We start from the raw sequence: 17,823 nt of genomic DNA on the forward strand, positions 1-17,823 counted from the left end.
ACGTTTTATCCTTCACCCAGATATGCACGGATAACATCCGGGTTGTTACGAATTTCAGCCGGGGTGCCGTTTGCCAGCGGCGTCCCCTGATTCACCACGTAAATTCGGTCAGAAATCCCCATCACCAGCTTCATGTCATGCTCAATCAACAGCACGGAAACCTGATGATTGCCGCGCAGGTCGATAATCAGCTCGTTAAGCTCTTCCGTTTCTTTCGGGTTCAGACCGGCGGCCGGTTCATCCAGCATCAGCAGTTCCGGGCGGGTCACCATGCAACGGGCGATCTCCAGCCGACGCTGCTGACCATACGCCAGATTTCCCGCCTGACGGTTCGCCAGTTCGAGCAACCCCACGCGCTCCAGCCAGACGGCGGCACGCTGCTGGGCATCCGCTTCGGCACGGCGAAACGCCGGTGTCTTTAACAGACCGGCGAACACCCCACTTTTGAGGTGCTGATGTTGAGCGACCAGCAGGTTCTCAATCACGGTCATTTCGCGAAAAAGACGCACATGCTGGAAGGTACGCACCACCCCCATACGGGCTATTTGCTGTCCCGGCAAGCCTTCCAGATGCTGGTCCCGCAGCACAATAGTGCCGCCAGTCGGGCGATAGAAACCGGTCAGGCAGTTAAATACCGTGGTTTTACCGGCACCGTTAGGGCCTATCAACGACACTATCTCGCCCTGATGCAAATCCAGCTCGACGTTGTTGACCGCCAGCAGGCCGCCGAAGCGCATCATCAGGCCCCGGACCGACAATAATGGCTGCGTGCTCATGCCTGCTCTTCCTTCTTCTCAACCTGCAACTTGATCTGCGTACGCTTCATCGGTAACAGCCCTTGTGGCCGCCAAATCATCATCAGTACCATCAGCGCACCCAGTACCAACATGCTGTACTCATTCAGGTCACGCATCAGCTCACGCGATACCACCAGCAGGATGGCCGCCAGAATCACCGCGAACTGCGAGCCCATCCCACCCAGCACCACGATAGCCAGCACAAACGCCGACTCCACAAAGGTGAAGGATTCCGGGCTGACAAAGCCCTGACGGGCAGCAAACAGCGTCCCGGCAAAACCCGCAAATGCCGCACTGATGGTAAACGCCGTCAGTTTGATTTTGGTGGGACTCAGACCCAGCGAACGGCAGGCAATTTCATCTTCACGCAGCGCTTCCCAGGCACGGCCCAGCGGCATACGCAGCAGGCGGTTGATGACGAACAACGTCAACACCACCAGCAACAGCGCCACCATGTACAGGAAGATAATGCGGTCGCTAGGGTCGTAGCGCAGGCCAAAGAAGTGATGGAAAGTATCCCAACCGCCTTGCGCAGTACGGTTAAACTCCAGACCGAAGAACGTCGGCTTCGGAATCTGGCTGATGCCGTTCGGACCACCGGTAAAACCGGTATTGTTGAGCAGCAGGATACGCACAATCTCGCCAAACCCGAGGGTGACGATCGCCAGATAGTCACCGCGCAAGCGCAGTACCGGGAACCCGAGCAGGAAACCGGACAACGCGGCCGTCAGCCCTGCCAGCGGCAGGCACTGCCAGAAACCAAGGCCATAATAATGGCTCAGCAACGCGTAGGTGTAAGCGCCGATGGCGTAGAAACCGCCGTAACCCAGCACCAGCAGACCAGACAACCCCACCACCACGTTCAGGCCGAGACCCAAAATGATGTAAATCATGGTCAGCGTGGCGATATCCACCGTCCCGCGCGACACCACGAACGGCCAGGCGATGGCGGCGATAACCAACGCCAGCGCCAGCAGTTTTTGCCGTGGCGTACTGCCGTCAAAGCTCGGCAGCACAAAACTGGGGCCGGAAACTTTCTTCGCCCCTTGCGCCAGTGCAGGACGCAGTAATTGAAACAGGAACACCAGCGCGCAGGCAGCGATAATCCACATCCAGCGTACTTTTTCCGCGCCGTGTACCACCAGACGGGTTCCATCGAGACTCAGTTGCATCCCCATCAGGAATGTCGCCAGCACCAGCAGTACCAGCGCTGAGACCACAGCATTAACCAGCGTGTGCAGTTTCATACCTTTTCCACCTCCGGACGGCCCAGAATCCCGGTCGGCATCACCAGCAGCACCACGATCAACAGCGCAAAGGAGACCACATCTTTATATTCGGTACTGAGGTAGGCAGACGTCAGCGACTCTGCAATGCCGAGAATCAGGCCACCGATCATCGCCCCCGGAATGCTGCCGATACCGCCCAGCACAGCAGCGGTAAACGCTTTCATACCCGCCATAAAGCCGATATAGGGGTTAATCACGCCATAGAACTGGCCCAACAGCACCCCGGCCACCGCCGCCATCGCGGCACCGATAACGAACGTCAGCGAGATAACACGGTCGGTACTGATACCGAGCAGGCTCGCCATTTTCAGGTCTTCCGCACAGGCACGGCAGGCGCGTCCCATACGGGAGTAGCGGATAAACAGCGTCAGTGCCAGCATCGCCAGAAAGGTGACGACCCAGATAGTCAGTTGCATCGCAGAGAGCGTCGCGGCAAAGCCGTTGCTTTCACCCAACACCCACTGGCCCTGGATCAGGCTCGGCAACGCCACGTCACGCGACCCCTGCATCAAACTGACGTAGTTCTGCAGGAAAATCGACATCCCGATGGCGGAAATCAGTGCAATTAGACGTTTGGAATTACGCACTGGCTTGTAAGCCACACGCTCGATACTCCAACCGTAGGCGCTGGAGATCACCACCGCTGCGATAAACGCGACGCCAATCAATAGCCAGCCAGCGTCGATGCCCATCATCATCAACGCCGCAATCACGATAAAAGAAACATAACTACCGATCATGTACACCTCGCCGTGGGCGAAGTTAATCATGCCGATAATGCCGTAAACCATGGTGTAGCCAATGGCAATCAGCGCATAGGTGCTGCCCAACGTCACGCCGTTGAACATCTGCTGAAAGAAATAGAGGAACTGCTCGGACATACCTTAACCTTAGACATTGCCCCCGCAGCCTGACGGCTGAGGGGGCATCGGTATTGGGAGTAATACGGGTTCGGTTAATTACTTCGCCGGAGAAGAAGTACCGTCCGCATGCCACTCGAATACGCCAAATTCAAACCCTTTCAGGTCGCCTTTTTCGTCCCAGCTCAGCGGGCCCATCACCGTGTCTACCGACTTGGCTTTCAGGTCAGCGGCCAGTTTGGCAGGCTCGGTGCTGCCGGTACGCTGCATTGCCGTGCTCAACGACTGCAACGCGGCATAGGTCGTCCACACGAACGGACCAGTCGGATCCAGTTTCTTGGCTTTCAGCGCGTCAACGATCGGCTGGTTGGTCGGTACCTGATCATAACGTTTAGGTAAGGTGACCAGCATGCCTTGAGAAGCATCACCAGCAATGTTGGACAGCGACGAGTTGCCCACGCCTTCCGGGCCCATAAACTTGGTCGTCAGGCCTGCCGCACGAGCCTGGCGTAAGATCTGCCCCATTTCCGGGTAGTAACCGCCAAAGTAGACAAAATCGACGTTCTCTTTCTTCAGACGCGCCACCAGCGTGGAGAAATCTTTATCCCCAGCGGTGATCCCTTCGAACAGCACCACATTCGCATTGGCTTTTTTCAGGCTATCCTGCACGGAACGAGCCAGGCCTTCGCCATACTGCTGTTTGTCGTGTACTACAGCGATACGCTGCGGTTTAACGTGCTCCAGAATATATTTCGCGGCAGTCGGCCCCTGATCGGAATCCAGACCGGTGGTACGCATAATCAACTTGTAGCCACGGGTAGTCAGGTCAGGCGCAGTCGCGGCCGGTGTAATCATCAGCACGCCTTCATCTTCGTAAATGTCAGATGCAGGCTGAGTGGACGACGAACACAGGTGACCAATCACATAGTGAATACCTTCGTTAATCACCTTGTTGGCGACAGCAACGGCCTGTTTCGGGTCGCACGCGTCATCGAATTCCACACCCACCAGTTTGTTACCGTTCACGCCGCCCTTGGCGTTAATGTCGGCAATAGCCTGACGCGCACCGGTAAACTCCATGTCACCGTACTGCGCTACCGGGCCAGACATGGCACCGACGATCGCGACTTTGATATCCGCCGCGTTTACCGCATGGCTCATTGCCGCTGCCAGGCACCCCACCAGTAATGCGTTACCTTTGCTTAATTTCATCCGTTTTACCCCATCTGTCATTTTTGGATATTGCTATAATTATTGTCGTTAACCGTTATTGTTCGCACTTTTTCATACGGAATAACGAGTTAGACTCTACTATAAGCAATAGTTTGTAATAAGGCTTTATTATTCATAATATTAAACAGGAGTTTTATGCTGTAAATCAACTGTAATTCTCAGTAAAACACGGCACAAACAGAATAAAATACCATCTTTAAAATTTGAGTTTTGCTTTATAAATAGTCAGTTATGCTGGTTTGAATACCAAAGAATAATTAATTACTCGAAAAATTAATGCCGGGAAAACCTTTTTCCCTGTTAACCGTACAGAAAAAGTTACACAACCCTTTTTCTACAGGAACACTACAATATTCTTAAGAATCAACAGGAGTACCCGCGTATGAGACTCTCGGTTGAACGCCTCACAAAAATCAGCGAACAGGACAGGCATGACCTGGCTTTCATTTGGCCACACCAGAATTTCGACGCACTGGAGCGCGACCTGAACCATGATCACCGCCTGTTTGCCGCCCGTTTTAACGACCACCTGCTGGCCGGGGTGATTGTCGAAATCGATACAAATAGCGACAGCGCAGAGTTAACCGACCTGCAAGTCAGAACCTCCACCCGGCGGCATGGCGTCGGCAAGTATCTGCTCGAAGAGGTACTAAAAGCCTGCCCTGATGTGAAAGAGTGGTGGCTGGACGCCGCCGACCATGCCCTGGTCAGCGAAGCCGTGATGGATAAGTTTATGCAATCCTGCGGTTTCTATCCGGTATCCGGCGGCTGGGAATACATTGTCAATCAGGAAGGGAAGTGAACAAGGAAGAAAAGTAGTGGCGTGCCACAGGCGCATCCGGTGATGAAAGCCTGGGGTATAAAACAAAACGACCGGGTAGTTTGAACTATCCCGGTCGTTTAGACGTTGTATCGTCTGCGAATGGCGTAGCGTTACGCTTCGATAGCCGCCCGCAGTTTCTTCATGGCGTTCTTTTCTAACTGACGCACACGCTCAGCAGACACACCGTAATGATCCGCCAGTTCCTGCAACGTGGACTTATTATCATCGTCCAGCCAGCGGGCACGGATAATATGCTGGCTGCGCTCATCGAGCCCTTCCAGCGCATAGGTCAACTTGTCCGCCGCATGGGTTTCCCAGTTGTCCTCTTCGATGCCATCGGCAAAGTCGGAAGACTTATCCTGCAGGTACAGCATGGGTGCCATCGGCTGGCCCGGCTGCGCATCATCTTCCGGCGACGGATCAAAGGTCATATCCTGCGCCGCCATACGCGATTCCATTTCACGGACGTCTTTGCTGGTCACACCCAGCTCACGCGCCACCAGTTCCACTTCATCCTGATTGAACCAGCCTAAACGCTGCTTGGTCTTACGCAGGTTAAAGAACAGTTTACGCTGCGCTTTGGTGGTCGCCACCTTGACGATACGCCAGTTACGCAAGACATACTCGTGAATTTCGGCCTTGATCCAGTGCACGGCAAACGACACCAGACGAACGCCTACATCCGGGTTAAAGCGACGAACCGCCTTCATCAGACCGATGTTGCCTTCCTGAATCAGATCCGCCTGCGGCAGGCCATACCCTGAATAATTACGGGCAACATGAATAACAAAACGCAGGTGCGAAAGAATCAGCTGCTTGGCGGCGTCCAGATCCCCGTGATAATGCAGTCGTTCAGCCAGCGCCCGCTCTTCGTCTGCCGTCAGCATCGGATAGGCATTGGCGGCACGGATGTACCCTTCCAGACTGCCCTGGGGAACTAAGGCGAAAGTTTGCATATCTTTGGTCATTCCACCCCTCTCATTAATCATTCATAACGTTGCACATCATCGGATAGCATACCGGTAATTGCTGCACTTTCTGTGCCTAAAAAATCGATTTGCTGCGCCTAAACACTATTTAGTGTCTTACCACCGCTTTAGAGTGTGACGAGCCGCACAAGTTCCACCATTTTTAACCATCTTATTTTTCATATCAAGATGGCAGCACGGTGAAAGGCAGGCTGGCGAACAGCGAAGAAAGGAAGGCTCTAACTAACAATCTCAGTTACACACTTCCCCCGCCGGGCGTCACGCACTTCGGGGGAAGAGTATACCAGAAAACCATCAGGCCAGACGTCGAGACAGGTTATTGCGGTGTAAAACGGCGTAAATGTTGTACCGTTGCCAGCCAGGCCGCCAGCCAGCCAATCATCGCCGCGACCAGAATCAGCAGTAGCGCTTCATCCCAGCCCAACCCGCGTACCGTGAAGGTGGTGCCGAATACGGCTGCCACCTGCGCCGCCGCCCCGGATAACTTCCAGACCAGCGCCTGCGACAGGATTAACGACAATACCGCGCCGCAAAACCCCAATAACGCACCACCATGCAGGAACGGCCGCAGAATAAAACCGTCGGTAGCACCGATAAGTTTCATCACATTGATGGTTTCACGACGGCTGAAAATACTGAGCCGCACACTGTTGCCGATCACCAAAAAGACGGCGACAACCATCAGAATACCTATCGTCGCTGCCACCTGGCCCACCAGCCCGGTCAACGCCACCAGACGAGAGAACCAGCTGTCGTCCATGCGCACTTCATCCACCCCTTGAATAGCGGCGATGCGATCGCGCAAGGTCGTGAGTGTCTGGTTAGACTGGAAGCCCAGCTTCGGCGAGACAATGGCCACCGCCGGCAGTGGATTTTCCTCCAGCATATCCAGCGCGCCGCCAAAACCGGACCAGTTACGGAACTCGCCCATCGCTTCCTTGCGTGACAGGTAGTTGACCTTATCTACGCCATCTTCCGCCTTGATTTTGCCCATCACCGCTTCGGCGGCGTTGTCATCCAGCGACTTGTCCAGATACACCGTCAATTGCGGTGTGGGATACCATTGTGACGCCGCCTGACTGACGTTTTTCCACACCAGATAACAGATGCTGGGCAGTGTCAGTGAAATGGCGATCACCATGATGGTTAATAACGTAGCCAGCGGCTGACGCAACATATCGCGCAGGGTATTAGCCCACGCGTACCGCCACTGTTCCTGCCAGCCTCCTTGCAAAGCACGGGACTTGGATTTGGTGTTGTTGGCGGTTCGCTGCGTGCGGGTATTATTCGCCATCGTGACCTCCCAGCATGCGACCTTGCGCCAACGTCAGCACCCGATAATGGCGACGGGCGATAAGCCCGGTATCATGCGTTGCCATCAGCACGGTGACGCCCACGCGGTTAAACTCTTCAAATAAGCGCAGAATGCCTTCGGAGAGCGCGTCATCCAGGTTGCCGGTCGGTTCGTCCGCCAGCAGTACGGCAGGCTTATTCACCACCGCCCGGGCAATGCCGACACGCTGTTGTTCACCGCCAGAGAGCTGAATCGGGTAGCTGCGCGCCTTGTCGAGCAGTCCGACCTTATCCAGCGCCGCCGACACGCGGCGACGGATATCCTCGGCGCTGGCACCGGAGATAATCAGCGGCATAGCGACGTTTTCATACACCGTGCGATCCATCAGCAAATGGTGATCCTGAAAGATCATCCCGATCTGCCGACGCAAGAACGGCACCTCACGTTTTTTCAGACGGCTGATATCGTGACCGCCAAACAGGATATGGCCCGCGCTGGGGCGCTCAATCCCGCAAATCAGCTTCAGCAGGGTACTTTTCCCCGCACCAGAGTGACCGGTCAGAAATACCATTTCAGCCGGGCGGATATGAAAATCCACCCCCTGCAACGCCTGGCGACCACCGAGGTACGCCTTACTGACCTGCTCAAACCGAATCATCCGTTTTAATCCTCACGGGCAAACAAGGCTTCAATAAAATCATCCGCCTTGAACGGCCTTAAATCATCGATACTCTCTCCCACCCCGATGTAGCGGATAGGAATGCCGAACTGATCGGCGATAGCGAAGATCACGCCGCCCTTGGCGGTGCCATCCAGTTTAGTCAACGTGATGCCACTGAGCCCAACCGCCTCATTAAACAGTTTGGCCTGACTGACCGCGTTCTGACCGGTACTGGCATCCAGCGTCAGCATCACTTCGTGCGGTGCGTCTTCATCCAGCTTCTTCATCACGCGCACAATTTTCTTCAGTTCTTCCATCAGGTGCGATTTGTTTTGCAAACGACCGGCAGTATCAGCAATCAGCACATCGACACCACGCGCTTTCGCAGCCTGCAACGCATCGAAAATCACCGAGGCGGAATCCGCACCGGTGTGCTGCGCCACTACCGGCACATTGTTACGCTGGCCCCACACCTGCAACTGCTCTACTGCCGCCGCGCGGAACGTATCGCCCGCCGCCAGCATCACCGATTTGCCTTGCGCCTGATACTGACGCGCCAGCTTGCCGATAGTGGTGGTTTTCCCCACCCCGTTGACGCCGACCATCAAAATGACGAATGGCGTCTTGCTGTCGATAGCCAGCGGCATGTCCACTTTCGCCAGAATCTCGCTCATTTCCGCTTTCAGCAACGCGATCAGCGCTTCGGCATCTTTCAGTTGCTTGCGGCTGGCATGTTCGGTCAGACGGGCGATAATTTTGCGGGTGGTTTCCACCCCGACATCGGCGATAAGCAGTTGTTCTTCCAACTCATCAAACAGATCGTCATCAATTTTCTTACCGCGAAACAGACCGACAAATCCTGAACCCAGATTCTGACGGGTCTTAATCAAGCTGCGCTTGAGGCGGGCAAAAAAACCTTCTTTGGTTGGGCGTTCCTGCTCTTGCGACACAACCGGTGCCGCCATCGCCGCTACCGTATCGTGCTCGGGTTCAGCCTGCTCCTCGACTTGCGCGTCATCTGGCGTTTCGGTGTCGTCTACTGCGTCGGCGTCAACGGCGACCTCATCCTCTACACCAGCATCTGGCGTATCGGCTACCAGCGTCATCGCCGGTTGTTCGGGTGCTGCGGTTGATGCTTCTACTGCCGTGTCCAACGGTTGCGCATCTGACAACGGCGTTTGCGCCGTTTCGGCTATCACCGCGTCTTGTACCGGCTGCTCGGGTACGTTTTCACTGATATTCTGTACCGATGCCACTGCCGCAGGCGTTACGTCATCCGCAGTCTGCTCTGCGGTCTGTGTCGCTTCCGGCACCGGTTGCGATTGTTCGGTTTGCTCTTCGTCCTGACGCCCTAATCCCAGCCAGGAAAAAAATCCGCGCTTTTTCTCTTTCGCCATCGTGTAATTGCGCTCCTGCCACCCAGTGCGGCTGATCAATAACCAATGAAGTCAATAAAACAACGAGTTTAACACTTTCCCGACGCCAGCAACACGCGCCGGACCACCGGGGAGAGTGACAATCTCCGTAACCAGGTGTGTCAAACAACCGACAAATCTGCGAATTTGGGGGATTTTTCCGCGTTTCCTCCCATTAACTGCATCTTTACATTTGCTACACCGGCCACCACCGTTAAAATAACGCCTCACAAAATCCGACGGGCAGCCCGCCGGTACCCTTTTCAGCAAAATACAGGTTATGGCAAAACATCAAGCGACATCCGCACCCGGCCAAATCCGCATCATCGGCGGGCAATGGCGTGGCAGAAAACTCCCCGTGCCGGACAGCCCCGGTTTACGCCCTACCACCGACCGCGTACGTGAGACCCTGTTTAACTGGCTCGCACCGGTGATTGCACACTCTCGTTGTCTGGACTGTTTTGCCGGTAGCGGCGCGCTGGGGCTGGAGGCGCTGTCCCGTGCCGCCGCCCACGCCACGCTGCTGGAAGCCGAGCGCAATGTTGCACGTCAGTTGACGCAAAACCTGGCACTGCTGCGTGCAGATAACGCCGAGGTGGTGAACACCGACACGCTGCAATGGCTGGCTAAACCGTCGTCGGCGCGTCCTTTCGATGTGGTGTTTCTTGACCCGCCATTTCGCCGTGGCCTGTTAGACGACACACTGCGGCTGTTGGAAGCCGGTGACTGGCTAGCGGAAGAAGCCTGGATCTATATCGAAACCGAGGCGGAAAACCGCATGCTGGCCATTCCGCCCACCTGGTCGCTACACCGGGAAAAAACCGCAGGACAGGTTTCCTATCGTCTTTATATCCGTCACGCATCTGACGCAACGCCTGGAGGCAACGATGAGCATTTGGATTAACTTTGGCCGACTGCTGATGCTGGGTATATGGGGATTCTTGATTCTGAACCTGATTCATCCCTTTCCACGCCCACTGAACATTTTCATGGTGCTGGCAATGGGATTCATGCTGTTGATGCACGGCGTGCAATTTCTGCTGCTCAAAGCCAGTCAACCCAAAGACGCCCCGCCGCTCAGCGGGATGTTGCAGTTGCGCATCTTTCTGTTTGGGGTATTCGAATTACTGGACTGGCAGCGCAAACAACCCGTGCCGCCGCGTAAAAAACGCTAACGGCAAACCGCCTATCAGCAGGGACACGGTGGCGCGCCACGCGCCACCGGATAGCTTAGGTTTTTTTACCGGGCAAATAAGGGAAATGGGTAACGTTATCGCCCAGGTCTGAAATACGCGCACTATCGCGATCACGCCCGGTCACCGCATCAATACGGATAACCGCCTGAAGCGGAATATAGCTGCGGCCCACACCGGCAAACTCCGTTTTCAGTTTTTCCGTGGTGGGATCAACCAGTACCGCAGACTGGTTATCGAAAACGAAGTCGGCAATTTCAATAAATCCGAACAGACTGCTCTGCACCAGCTCGCGCACATATAGCTGATAGTTCTTACCATTATTGATGAACTGGATACGGTAAAGTACGGGTTCATTGCTCATTAAAAGTTCGTCTCCCCCGGCTGGTTGTCGGGTATCATCATTCCGTCACAAAAACTGGCCGCTAACATAGCATGAAGCCTGACGCCTCTCCACCGGCAGACCGGTCGAGATCGCGGATCGCCCCTGCCCCGCTATCAGGTTCTACCTATACTTAGGTGACAACACGTTGACCGGACATGACTTAGACAGGCAACGCCTGTCGGCGTGCCTCCACACTGCCGGGCTGGCCAACAAAAAGCGAACACGCCGACTTTCGCGACACGACGGGGCGGCGTCTTATTCACCCGATTACCCGATTAAAGGACACCCTATGCTCTGGTCTTTTATTGCCGTATTTTTTTCTGGCTGGCTGTATGTCGATGCCAGCTATCGAGGCCCGGTCTGGCAGCGCTGGTTGTTCAAACCGCTCACCCTGCTGTTGATGATGCTGATGGTCTGGCAGACACCGCAACTCGGTATCCCCGGCTATCTGGTCGTGTTGGGGCTGGCCGCCACCCTGATAGGTGACGCGCTGTTACAGCTGTCGGGCGAGAAAGTGCGGTTTGCGCTGGCCGCCTATCTGGCAGCGCATGTGCTCTACACCATCAGTTTTTTCACCGTTCAGCCTTCGCTGGGCTTATTCTGGCCATTGCCGCTGGCGCTGATACTGCTGTCGGCGCTGCTCCTGGCACTGCTGTGGTCACGGCTGAAAGCCGAGCGTTTGATGGTCACCGCGCTGGTATTAGTCACCGCCTTTATGGCATGGGTGGCAGGGGAGCACTATTTTTCGCTGGGCAACGCCGCCAACTTCTCGTTACTGGCAGGCACGCTGCTGTTATTCGTCGGCCACGCCATCTGGCTGGTGAATCATTTTCGCGTTAGCTTCCGCGCCTATCAGGCATTGATGGCTATCTGTTACTTTGGCGGCCATTTCCTGATAGTGCGTTCGCTTTACGTCTGATAACAGCGGCCTCCCGGCCAACCGGGGGCACATCGTTAGTGACGCGTTTAGTGGCGTGTTGAGTTACGCGCCTTTACGCAACAAATAACGATACGGCAGTTGCTCGGTCGTTTGCGCCAGCAACTCATGCTCCATGTAACGGCAAAAACCGGGAATATCGCGGGTAGTCGCCGGGTCATCGGCGATGATCAACAACGTTTGCCCGGTCTCCATCTTGCGCACCGTTTTGCGCACCATCATCACCGGCTCCGGGCAGCGCAGTCCTTGTGCGTCCAGCGTGTGGTCTGGATTGGCGAAAATATCGGTCATTCAGTGTCTCATTATGCTTATCGAATACAGTGCGGCGTAGTTATGCGGCATCGTTATTGCAGCGTAGTTTACGCTTCCCGCGAGGGGGTGCAAGCCACCCGCCGAACATGAATTATAAGCACAAAAATGATGCGCTGACTAAGCATTGCAAAGCCGCAACAACGCGGTATGATGCCGACACGTTAGCGTTAAAAAGACGCATATACCCTAAATAACGCAAGTTACCGCACGGCAGAAACCGAACGTCTCATCCTGAGCTTATCTGAGCCAGTTATTCAGGTGAAACAAGGACGACCAGGGCGGCGGTAACCTGAAACATGGCGGGTATGACGAGGCAATAGTCTGGGTTCCCTCACCCCAATAACCAAAAAAAGGTCACATTATGTTTCAGTTCTCCGCGCAACAGCGGCTGACAGCGCTATGCTGGCTGTCGCTCTTCCATATTCTGGTCATTATTTCCAGTAACTATCTGGTGCAGTTGCCCATTACGATTTTTGGCTTTCACACCACCTGGGGCGCTTTTACCTTCCCGTTTATCTTTCTGGCTTCTGATTTGACGGTACGCATTTTCGGTGCGCCGCTGGCCCGCCGCATCATTCTGACCGTGATGGTACCGGCACTGATCACCTCATATCTGGTCTCTTCCCTGTTTTATAAAGGTGAATGGCAGGGCTTCAGCGCGCTGAGTCAGGTGAATCCGATGGTCGCACGTATCGCCGCCGCCAGCCTGATGGCTTATGTGCTGGGTCAGATTCTCGACGTACACGTTTTCAACCGCCTGCGTCAGCTCAAAGCCTGGTGGGTGGCCCCAGCAGCCTCCGCGGTGTTTGGTAACCTGAGCGATACGATCGCGTTCTTCTTTATCGCCTTTTATCGCAGTACCGACCCGTTCATGGCGACCCACTGGATGGAAATCGCGACGGTAGATTATTTCTTCAAGATCGCCATCAACCTGGTCTTCTTCCTGCCGATGTACGGCGTACTACTCAACATGTTGCTGCGCCGCCTGAGCCAGCCAGGTAGCTCGCCGTTCCAGAATCAGGCCGCCTGATACACGTTTTTATGTAAAACGGATTTTCCCGCCCAGAAAGGGGTTTCGGAATAGCCGGAAAATTGCCTGCCTCAACCTGATTCGGGCGTAATAACAGCCAGCGTAATAACAAAACGCTTGTTTTTATGCCCCGAATCAGGTGCCATAGCGCCACTTCTGTTTTTGTTCGTGATGAAAGAAAGGATACCCATGCCAAACTTAGCGAAATATATCGGTATTGGTCTGCTGGCCGCTACACTGGCTGCTTGTGACGGCAACAGTGATAAAAAAGCCACCGCGCCAGCCGCTAACCCGGCGGCAGAAAAAACCACCGTGCAGAATGTGTCCCTGCTCTCCGGTAAACTGAGCTTTACCCTGCCAGACGGCGTGAGCGACCAAAGTGGTAAACTGGGCAATCAGAACAACAACATGCACGTTTATGCGGATCAGAGCGGCCAGAAAGCCATCATCGTGATTATCGGTGATGACACACCGCTGGACCTGCCAGCATTGGGCCAACGGTTGGAACAACAGCAACGTAACCGCGACGCCAGCCTTCAGGTACTGGGCAACAAAACGACTGAGATCAACGGTCATCAGATTCAACAATTAGACAGTGTCATGACCAGCAATGGACAGAAAGCCTTCTCATCCATCGTACTGGCTAAAGTAGACAGTCGCTTGTTGACGCTGCAAATCACCCTGCCAGCAGATAACGTGTCTCAGGCGCAGACTGACGCAGGCAAGATAATCAGTACGCTGAAACTGAACTGATTCGACGTCTTCTCGATTATCCCGCCGCGCCAGCAATGGCTGACGGCGGGAATATGCTCACCCCACGCGACCTTCCTGCCCCACACGCAACGACAACCGCACCGTCAGCAACAACCCCACTAACGCCAGTACCGCCGCAGCCAGATAGATAGTATCGATAGGGGTGTAGGCCATCATGACGCCCGCCGCCGGTCCTGCCACCCCCAGTGAGAGATCAAGAAAGATGGTATATGTCGCCAGCGCGCTGCCCTGATTCTGTGCGGATACCGCTTTGACGGCCACCACGCCCAGCGCCGGGAATACCAGTGAAAACCCGGCACCAGCGAAAAACGCGCCCACTTCCGCCATCAGTGGGTAAGACGCCAGCCACACCAGCAGCAGACCGGCACCTTCCACCACAAAACAGACCAGTGCTACGCGCAGGCCACCAAAACGGCTAATCACATTCGGGAACAACAGCCGTGTACCAACAAAAGCACAACTGAACACACTCAGGGTCAGCGCGGCACCCTCCCACTGATGGCTGGCGTAAAACAACGTGATAAACGTTGAAATCACGCCAAATCCTGCGGATGCCAGCGACAAAATCACACCATACAACCAGACCTTACCCAGTACCTCACGAAACGGCAGTTTCTTACCCGGCGTGACCGTAACCGCCGGACGCGGCAGCGCCAGTAAAATCGCCGTACCGGCCACCACTACAATCACCAGTGCCAGCAAACGCAATCCACCCAGATGATAAATCCATACCCCTAGCGGCGCGCCAATCGCCATCGCGCCGTAAGTCGCCACACCGTTCCACGAAATCACCCGGCCAATGTGTAACGACCCGACCACACCAACGCCCCATAGCGTGGCGCCGGTCCCGGCAAAGCTCTGCCCTATTCCGAGAATCAGACGACCCGCGCACAGTAAGACCAGCGCCAGCATCGGTGAGTTGTCGCTCCAGGAGGCCAGCGCATAGAACACGCCACTTAGCAGTACTCCCGTCAATCCAAACACCACCACCTGCTTTGGCCCTTTTTCATCGGCATGGCGACCAGCACGAGGACGACTGAGCAGGGTAGAAAAATATTGCAGGCTGATAACCAAACCGGCCCAGAATGCGCTAAACCCGAGGTGTTCATGCACATACCCCGGCAATACCGCCAGCGGCAAACCAATATTCAGGTAACTGGCAAAATTAAACATCACCACAGACATGATGCGTAAATTCAAACGTAAGCCACCGGGAGAGGGTTTCGGCGCTACAGGCGGAGTGGCAACTGGCATGACGGATAGGCTCGCTTTCGGGTCGCGTCGACAGGCGAACGCGGCAGACAGACAACGTTAAGATTCCGAGTATAAACAAGACATTTTCGTCTTTCAGCATCAATCCGGGTGATATAACTTCTTTACGCGATAACGTTTACATGAGCACGACGTTGACATAACGACAGTGCGCCTGCGTTATACTCAGCAAGCGTATTACGTCCAGGAGAAACTGCATGCCTGTGAAGCCCGCCGCCCCGCACACGTCATCGACCGAACAGGGTGCGCCGCATCAACAACCCGGCCGTCTGGCCCGCTGGCTACATCGCATCCGGTCGGTACCGACTATCGCGCATCTTATCCGTGCAGGAGAACGCTTTAACGACCGCATGGGTAACCAGTTCGGTGCCGCTATCACCTACTTTTCATTCCTGTCGTTGATTCCGATTTTGATGGTGTCGTTCGCCACGGTTGGGTTTGTGTTGGCCTCCAACCCCGACCTGCTGACGGGGCTTATCAACCGTATCGTCAACAGCATCAGCGACCCGAACCTGGCCCGTACCCTGAAGAACACCGTGAATACCGCCGTACGCCAGCGCACGACTGTCGGACTGACCGGCTTGCTGATAGCGCTGTATTCGGGCGTTAACTGGATAGGCAACCTGCGCGAGGCGATTCGCGCTCAGTCACGCGATGTGTGGGAGCGCCAGCCCCATGAAGAAGAGAAACTGTATCTGCGCTATCTGTGGGACTTCCTGTCGCTGATTGGGTTGCTGCTGGCACTGGGGATCACGCTCTTTCTCACCTCGGTCGCGGGTAGCGCGCAGGCCACCATTGTGCGGGCGTTGGGTCTGGGCGGCATTGAATGGCTGCGACCGGCCATGACGTTAATTGCGTTATCCATCTCTATTTTCGCCAACTATCTGTTGTTTTTGTGGATACTGTGGGTGTTGCCGCGCCATAATCCCCGACGCACACCGCTGCTACGCGGCACATTAATGGCAGCCATCGGCTTTGAAGTGTTGAAATTCGCCATGACGGTGGCGTTACCCAAACTGGCGACCTCACCTTCCGGTGCCGCGTTTGGTTCCGTTATCGGCCTGATGACATTTTTCTACTTCTTTGCACGCCTGACGTTGTTCTGCGCCGCCTGGATAGCCACGGCAACCCCGAAAAACGATGCCAGCCGACAGGCACCGTTACCCGATGCCTGACGTGTACCACGCTGATAACCAGGAGTACCCCATGCCATTCGTTAATATTCGCATCACCAAAGACGGCGCCAGCGCCGAACAAAAGAAACAGCTGATTGCCGGTGTAACGCAGTTGCTGGTCGATACGCTGGGGAAAAATCCGGCCACCACTGTCGTCATTATCGATGAAGTGGAAACCGACAATTGGGGTATTGGCGGACAGAGCGTTACCGAGCGCCGCCAGCCGCAGTCATAACAGGAAACACACTGTATTAACCGTTCACTCTGCGGCAAGGATCGGGATTACAAGCGGTTTTCCCGATCCATATCATGAAAAAATAAAACATCGTTTCATCGCTATTGACTCTACGCTGTGTAATGTTGAGACTGGCGCTAGTTTCCATTGGGTTCACCTTCTCTTTTTTACAGGTCAGCTGTCATGACGATGAAGAACATTGCGATTATTGGCGAGTGCATGATTGAACTGTCACAAAAAGGCGCGGATCTTAACCGTGGCTTTGGTGGCGATACCCTCAACACCGCCGTCTATATCTCCCGTCAGGTAAAACCAGACGCGCTCGGTGTGCACTACGTCACCGCACTGGGCACCGACTCCTTCAGTAGTGAAATGATGGCGTCCTGGCAACAGGAAGGGGTCAAAACCGATCTGATCCAACGTCTGGACAACAAATTACCGGGGCTGTATTTCATCGAAACCGACGCTACCGGCGAGCGTACGTTTTACTACTGGCGTAACGACGCTGCCGCCCGTTACTGGCTGGAAAGCCCGGATGCCGAAGCCATCAGCCAGCAACTGGCGAAATTCGACTACATCTACCTGAGCGGTATCAGCCTGGCTATCCTCAACCAGCACAGTCGCGAACGTCTGCTGGCCGTGTTGCGTGCGTGCCGCGCCAACGGCGGCAAAGTGATTTTCGACAACAACTATCGCCCGCGTCTGTGGCAAAGCAAGGAAGAAACCCGTCAGTCGTACAGCGCGATGCTGGCCTGCACCGATATCGCTTTCCTGACGCTGGATGACGAAGATATGCTGTGGGGTGAGATGCCGATAGATGAGGTGCTCAACCGCACCCACGGCGCTGGCGTGACCGAAGTGGTTGTCAAACGTGGCGCAGATTCCTGCCTGGTGTCTATTCAGGGCGAATCACTGCTGGAAATTCCGGCCATTAAACTGCCGAAAGAGAACGTCGTCGATACCACCGCGGCGGGTGACTCATTTAGCGCCGGTTACCTGTCAGTACGTCTCAATGGTGGCAGTGCCGAAGAGGCCGCCAAACGCGGTCACCTGACTGCCAGTACCGTGATTCAATACCGCGGTGCCATTATCCCGCTGGAAGCCATGCCCGCCTGAACAGCGCTATAGCGCCGAAGAAACCAAAAACGC

20 protein-coding genes are annotated in these 17,823 nt (G+C 55.1%); 9 read left to right on the forward strand and 11 right to left on the reverse strand.

Annotation, left to right across the window (positions count from 1 at the left end):
• Nucleotides 1-5: 5 nt before the first annotated feature.
• The 4 genes from livG to DZE2538_RS19080 all read right to left on the reverse strand — a co-directional run bounded on the left by livG (nt 6) and on the right by DZE2538_RS19080 (nt 4,158).
• Nucleotides 6-776, reverse strand: coding sequence for a high-affinity branched-chain amino acid ABC transporter ATP-binding protein LivG (livG, locus tag DZE2538_RS20985; protein WP_012886629.1), 771 nt, complete (start codon nt 774-776; stop codon nt 6-8).
• On the reverse strand, nt 773-2,044 hold the full coding sequence (locus DZE2538_RS19070) for a high-affinity branched-chain amino acid ABC transporter permease LivM (RefSeq protein WP_023641032.1): 1,272 nt from the start codon (nt 2,042-2,044) through the stop codon (nt 773-775). Before DZE2538_RS19070 ends, livG begins: the two co-directional genes overlap by 4 nt.
• On the reverse strand, nt 2,041-2,967 hold the full coding sequence (gene livH, locus DZE2538_RS19075; RefSeq protein WP_012886631.1) for a high-affinity branched-chain amino acid ABC transporter permease LivH: 927 nt from the start codon (nt 2,965-2,967) through the stop codon (nt 2,041-2,043). Before livH ends, DZE2538_RS19070 begins: the two co-directional genes overlap by 4 nt.
• Before the next feature lie 78 nt (nt 2,968-3,045).
• Complete coding sequence (locus tag DZE2538_RS19080; RefSeq protein ID WP_023641033.1) at nt 3,046-4,158, reverse strand: branched-chain amino acid ABC transporter substrate-binding protein; 1,113 nt, start codon at nt 4,156-4,158, stop codon at nt 3,046-3,048.
• A 403-nt stretch (nt 4,159-4,561) separates the two neighbouring features.
• Between DZE2538_RS19080 and panM the strand changes: the two genes are divergently transcribed.
• The gene (panM, locus tag DZE2538_RS19085) at nt 4,562-4,981 is read left to right on the forward strand and encodes an aspartate 1-decarboxylase autocleavage activator PanM (RefSeq protein ID WP_016942787.1); all 420 of its coding nucleotides are present in this window, start codon (nt 4,562-4,564) and stop codon (nt 4,979-4,981) included.
• Nucleotides 4,982-5,112: 131 nt separating this feature from the next.
• On the opposite strand, the gene rpoH is transcribed toward panM, so the two are convergent.
• From rpoH to ftsY, 4 genes are all read right to left on the reverse strand, one after another.
• Entirely contained in the window at nt 5,113-5,970 is an 858-nt protein-coding gene (rpoH, locus tag DZE2538_RS19090) for an RNA polymerase sigma factor RpoH (RefSeq protein WP_012886634.1), read from the reverse strand.
• A gap of 337 nt (nt 5,971-6,307) precedes the next feature.
• Nucleotides 6,308-7,285: a permease-like cell division protein FtsX gene (gene ftsX, locus DZE2538_RS19095; RefSeq protein WP_019845365.1), complete on the reverse strand. Its 978-nt coding sequence runs from the start codon at nt 7,283-7,285 to the stop codon at nt 6,308-6,310.
• Complete coding sequence (ftsE, locus tag DZE2538_RS19100) at nt 7,275-7,943, reverse strand: cell division ATP-binding protein FtsE (RefSeq protein WP_012886636.1); 669 nt, start codon at nt 7,941-7,943, stop codon at nt 7,275-7,277. Before ftsE ends, ftsX begins: the two co-directional genes overlap by 11 nt.
• A 5-nt stretch (nt 7,944-7,948) precedes the next feature.
• Nucleotides 7,949-9,343 (reverse strand): signal recognition particle-docking protein FtsY, encoded by a 1,395-nt coding sequence (gene ftsY / locus DZE2538_RS19105; RefSeq protein WP_038917007.1) that lies wholly within the window; start codon nt 9,341-9,343, stop codon nt 7,949-7,951.
• Nucleotides 9,344-9,641: 298 nt separating this feature from the next.
• Here ftsY and rsmD point away from each other — a divergent pair, with 298 nt between their 5' ends.
• The gene (rsmD, locus tag DZE2538_RS19110; protein ID WP_019845363.1) at nt 9,642-10,265 is read left to right on the forward strand and encodes a 16S rRNA (guanine(966)-N(2))-methyltransferase; all 624 of its coding nucleotides are present in this window, start codon (nt 9,642-9,644) and stop codon (nt 10,263-10,265) included.
• Entirely contained in the window at nt 10,255-10,536 is a 282-nt protein-coding gene (locus tag DZE2538_RS19115) for a DUF1145 family protein (RefSeq protein WP_023641036.1), read from the forward strand. The genes rsmD and DZE2538_RS19115 overlap by 11 nt, the downstream gene beginning before the upstream one ends.
• Before the next feature lie 55 nt (nt 10,537-10,591).
• Here the strand turns inward: DZE2538_RS19115 and DZE2538_RS19120 are convergent, their stop codons facing one another.
• Entirely contained in the window at nt 10,592-10,918 is a 327-nt protein-coding gene (locus tag DZE2538_RS19120; protein ID WP_038917008.1) for a DUF1820 family protein, read from the reverse strand.
• A gap of 310 nt (nt 10,919-11,228) precedes the next feature.
• Between DZE2538_RS19120 and DZE2538_RS19125 the strand changes: the two genes are divergently transcribed.
• Nucleotides 11,229-11,858 carry a lysoplasmalogenase gene (locus DZE2538_RS19125; RefSeq protein ID WP_019845361.1) on the forward strand — a complete coding sequence of 210 codons (630 nt, stop codon included), beginning with the start codon at nt 11,229-11,231 and terminating at the stop codon, nt 11,856-11,858.
• A 63-nt stretch (nt 11,859-11,921) separates the two neighbouring features.
• On the opposite strand, the gene tusA is transcribed toward DZE2538_RS19125, so the two are convergent.
• A complete protein-coding gene (gene tusA, locus DZE2538_RS19130; RefSeq protein WP_019845360.1) occupies nt 11,922-12,167 on the reverse strand; it encodes a sulfurtransferase TusA in 246 nt (81 codons plus the stop codon).
• A 382-nt stretch (nt 12,168-12,549) separates the two neighbouring features.
• Here tusA and DZE2538_RS19135 point away from each other — a divergent pair, with 382 nt between their 5' ends.
• Together DZE2538_RS19135 and DZE2538_RS19140 are read left to right on the forward strand one after the other, a co-directional pair.
• Complete coding sequence (locus tag DZE2538_RS19135; protein ID WP_038917009.1) at nt 12,550-13,218, forward strand: 7-cyano-7-deazaguanine/7-aminomethyl-7-deazaguanine transporter; 669 nt, start codon at nt 12,550-12,552, stop codon at nt 13,216-13,218.
• Between the two features lie 189 nt (nt 13,219-13,407).
• Nucleotides 13,408-13,971: a DcrB family lipoprotein gene (locus DZE2538_RS19140; RefSeq protein WP_019845358.1), complete on the forward strand. Its 564-nt coding sequence runs from the start codon at nt 13,408-13,410 to the stop codon at nt 13,969-13,971.
• 57 nt (nt 13,972-14,028) lie between these two features.
• Here the strand turns inward: DZE2538_RS19140 and DZE2538_RS19145 are convergent, their stop codons facing one another.
• Nucleotides 14,029-15,246 (reverse strand): MFS transporter, encoded by a 1,218-nt coding sequence (locus tag DZE2538_RS19145; RefSeq protein ID WP_023641040.1) that lies wholly within the window; start codon nt 15,244-15,246, stop codon nt 14,029-14,031.
• A 215-nt stretch (nt 15,247-15,461) separates the two neighbouring features.
• On the opposite strand from DZE2538_RS19145, the gene yhjD reads away from it, so the two are divergent.
• The 3 genes from yhjD (at nt 15,462) to kdgK (ending at nt 17,790) form a co-directional block, all read left to right on the forward strand.
• On the forward strand, nt 15,462-16,439 hold the full coding sequence (gene yhjD, locus DZE2538_RS19150) for an inner membrane protein YhjD (protein WP_019845357.1): 978 nt from the start codon (nt 15,462-15,464) through the stop codon (nt 16,437-16,439).
• 31 nt (nt 16,440-16,470) lie between these two features.
• Nucleotides 16,471-16,674, forward strand: coding sequence for a 2-hydroxymuconate tautomerase family protein (locus DZE2538_RS19155; protein WP_019845356.1), 204 nt, complete (start codon nt 16,471-16,473; stop codon nt 16,672-16,674).
• A gap of 183 nt (nt 16,675-16,857) precedes the next feature.
• Nucleotides 16,858-17,790: a 2-dehydro-3-deoxygluconokinase gene (gene kdgK / locus DZE2538_RS19160; RefSeq protein ID WP_019845355.1), complete on the forward strand. Its 933-nt coding sequence runs from the start codon at nt 16,858-16,860 to the stop codon at nt 17,788-17,790.
• Nucleotides 17,791-17,823 lie beyond the last annotated feature (33 nt).

Origin of the sequence: Dickeya zeae NCPPB 2538, assembly GCF_000406165.1 — a bacterium.
GTDB classification, from domain to species: Bacteria; Pseudomonadota; Gammaproteobacteria; order Enterobacterales; family Enterobacteriaceae; genus Dickeya; species Dickeya zeae.

Coding starts and splice junctions, on each gene's coding strand:
- DZE2538_RS19125 (WP_019845361.1), top strand. CDS start 11,229: ATGCTCTGGTCTTTTATTGCCGTATTTTTTTCTGGCTGGCTGTATGTC.
- livH (WP_012886631.1), bottom strand. CDS start 2,967: ATGTCCGAGCAGTTCCTCTATTTCTTTCAGCAGATGTTCAACGGCGTG.
- DZE2538_RS19120 (WP_038917008.1), bottom strand. CDS start 10,918: ATGAGCAATGAACCCGTACTTTACCGTATCCAGTTCATCAATAATGGT.
- DZE2538_RS19140 (WP_019845358.1), top strand. CDS start 13,408: ATGCCAAACTTAGCGAAATATATCGGTATTGGTCTGCTGGCCGCTACA.
- livG (WP_012886629.1), bottom strand. CDS start 776: ATGAGCACGCAGCCATTATTGTCGGTCCGGGGCCTGATGATGCGCTTC.
- DZE2538_RS19070 (WP_023641032.1), bottom strand. CDS start 2,044: ATGAAACTGCACACGCTGGTTAATGCTGTGGTCTCAGCGCTGGTACTG.
- ftsE (WP_012886636.1), bottom strand. CDS start 7,943: ATGATTCGGTTTGAGCAGGTCAGTAAGGCGTACCTCGGTGGTCGCCAG.
- tusA (WP_019845360.1), bottom strand. CDS start 12,167: ATGACCGATATTTTCGCCAATCCAGACCACACGCTGGACGCACAAGGA.
- yhjD (WP_019845357.1), top strand. CDS start 15,462: ATGCCTGTGAAGCCCGCCGCCCCGCACACGTCATCGACCGAACAGGGT.
- ftsY (WP_038917007.1), bottom strand. CDS start 9,343: ATGGCGAAAGAGAAAAAGCGCGGATTTTTTTCCTGGCTGGGATTAGGG.
- DZE2538_RS19155 (WP_019845356.1), top strand. CDS start 16,471: ATGCCATTCGTTAATATTCGCATCACCAAAGACGGCGCCAGCGCCGAA.
- rsmD (WP_019845363.1), top strand. CDS start 9,642: ATGGCAAAACATCAAGCGACATCCGCACCCGGCCAAATCCGCATCATC.
- kdgK (WP_019845355.1), top strand. CDS start 16,858: ATGACGATGAAGAACATTGCGATTATTGGCGAGTGCATGATTGAACTG.
- DZE2538_RS19145 (WP_023641040.1), bottom strand. CDS start 15,246: ATGCCAGTTGCCACTCCGCCTGTAGCGCCGAAACCCTCTCCCGGTGGC.
- DZE2538_RS19135 (WP_038917009.1), top strand. CDS start 12,550: ATGTTTCAGTTCTCCGCGCAACAGCGGCTGACAGCGCTATGCTGGCTG.
- ftsX (WP_019845365.1), bottom strand. CDS start 7,285: ATGGCGAATAATACCCGCACGCAGCGAACCGCCAACAACACCAAATCC.
- panM (WP_016942787.1), top strand. CDS start 4,562: ATGAGACTCTCGGTTGAACGCCTCACAAAAATCAGCGAACAGGACAGG.
- DZE2538_RS19080 (WP_023641033.1), bottom strand. CDS start 4,158: ATGAAATTAAGCAAAGGTAACGCATTACTGGTGGGGTGCCTGGCAGCG.
- rpoH (WP_012886634.1), bottom strand. CDS start 5,970: ATGACCAAAGATATGCAAACTTTCGCCTTAGTTCCCCAGGGCAGTCTG.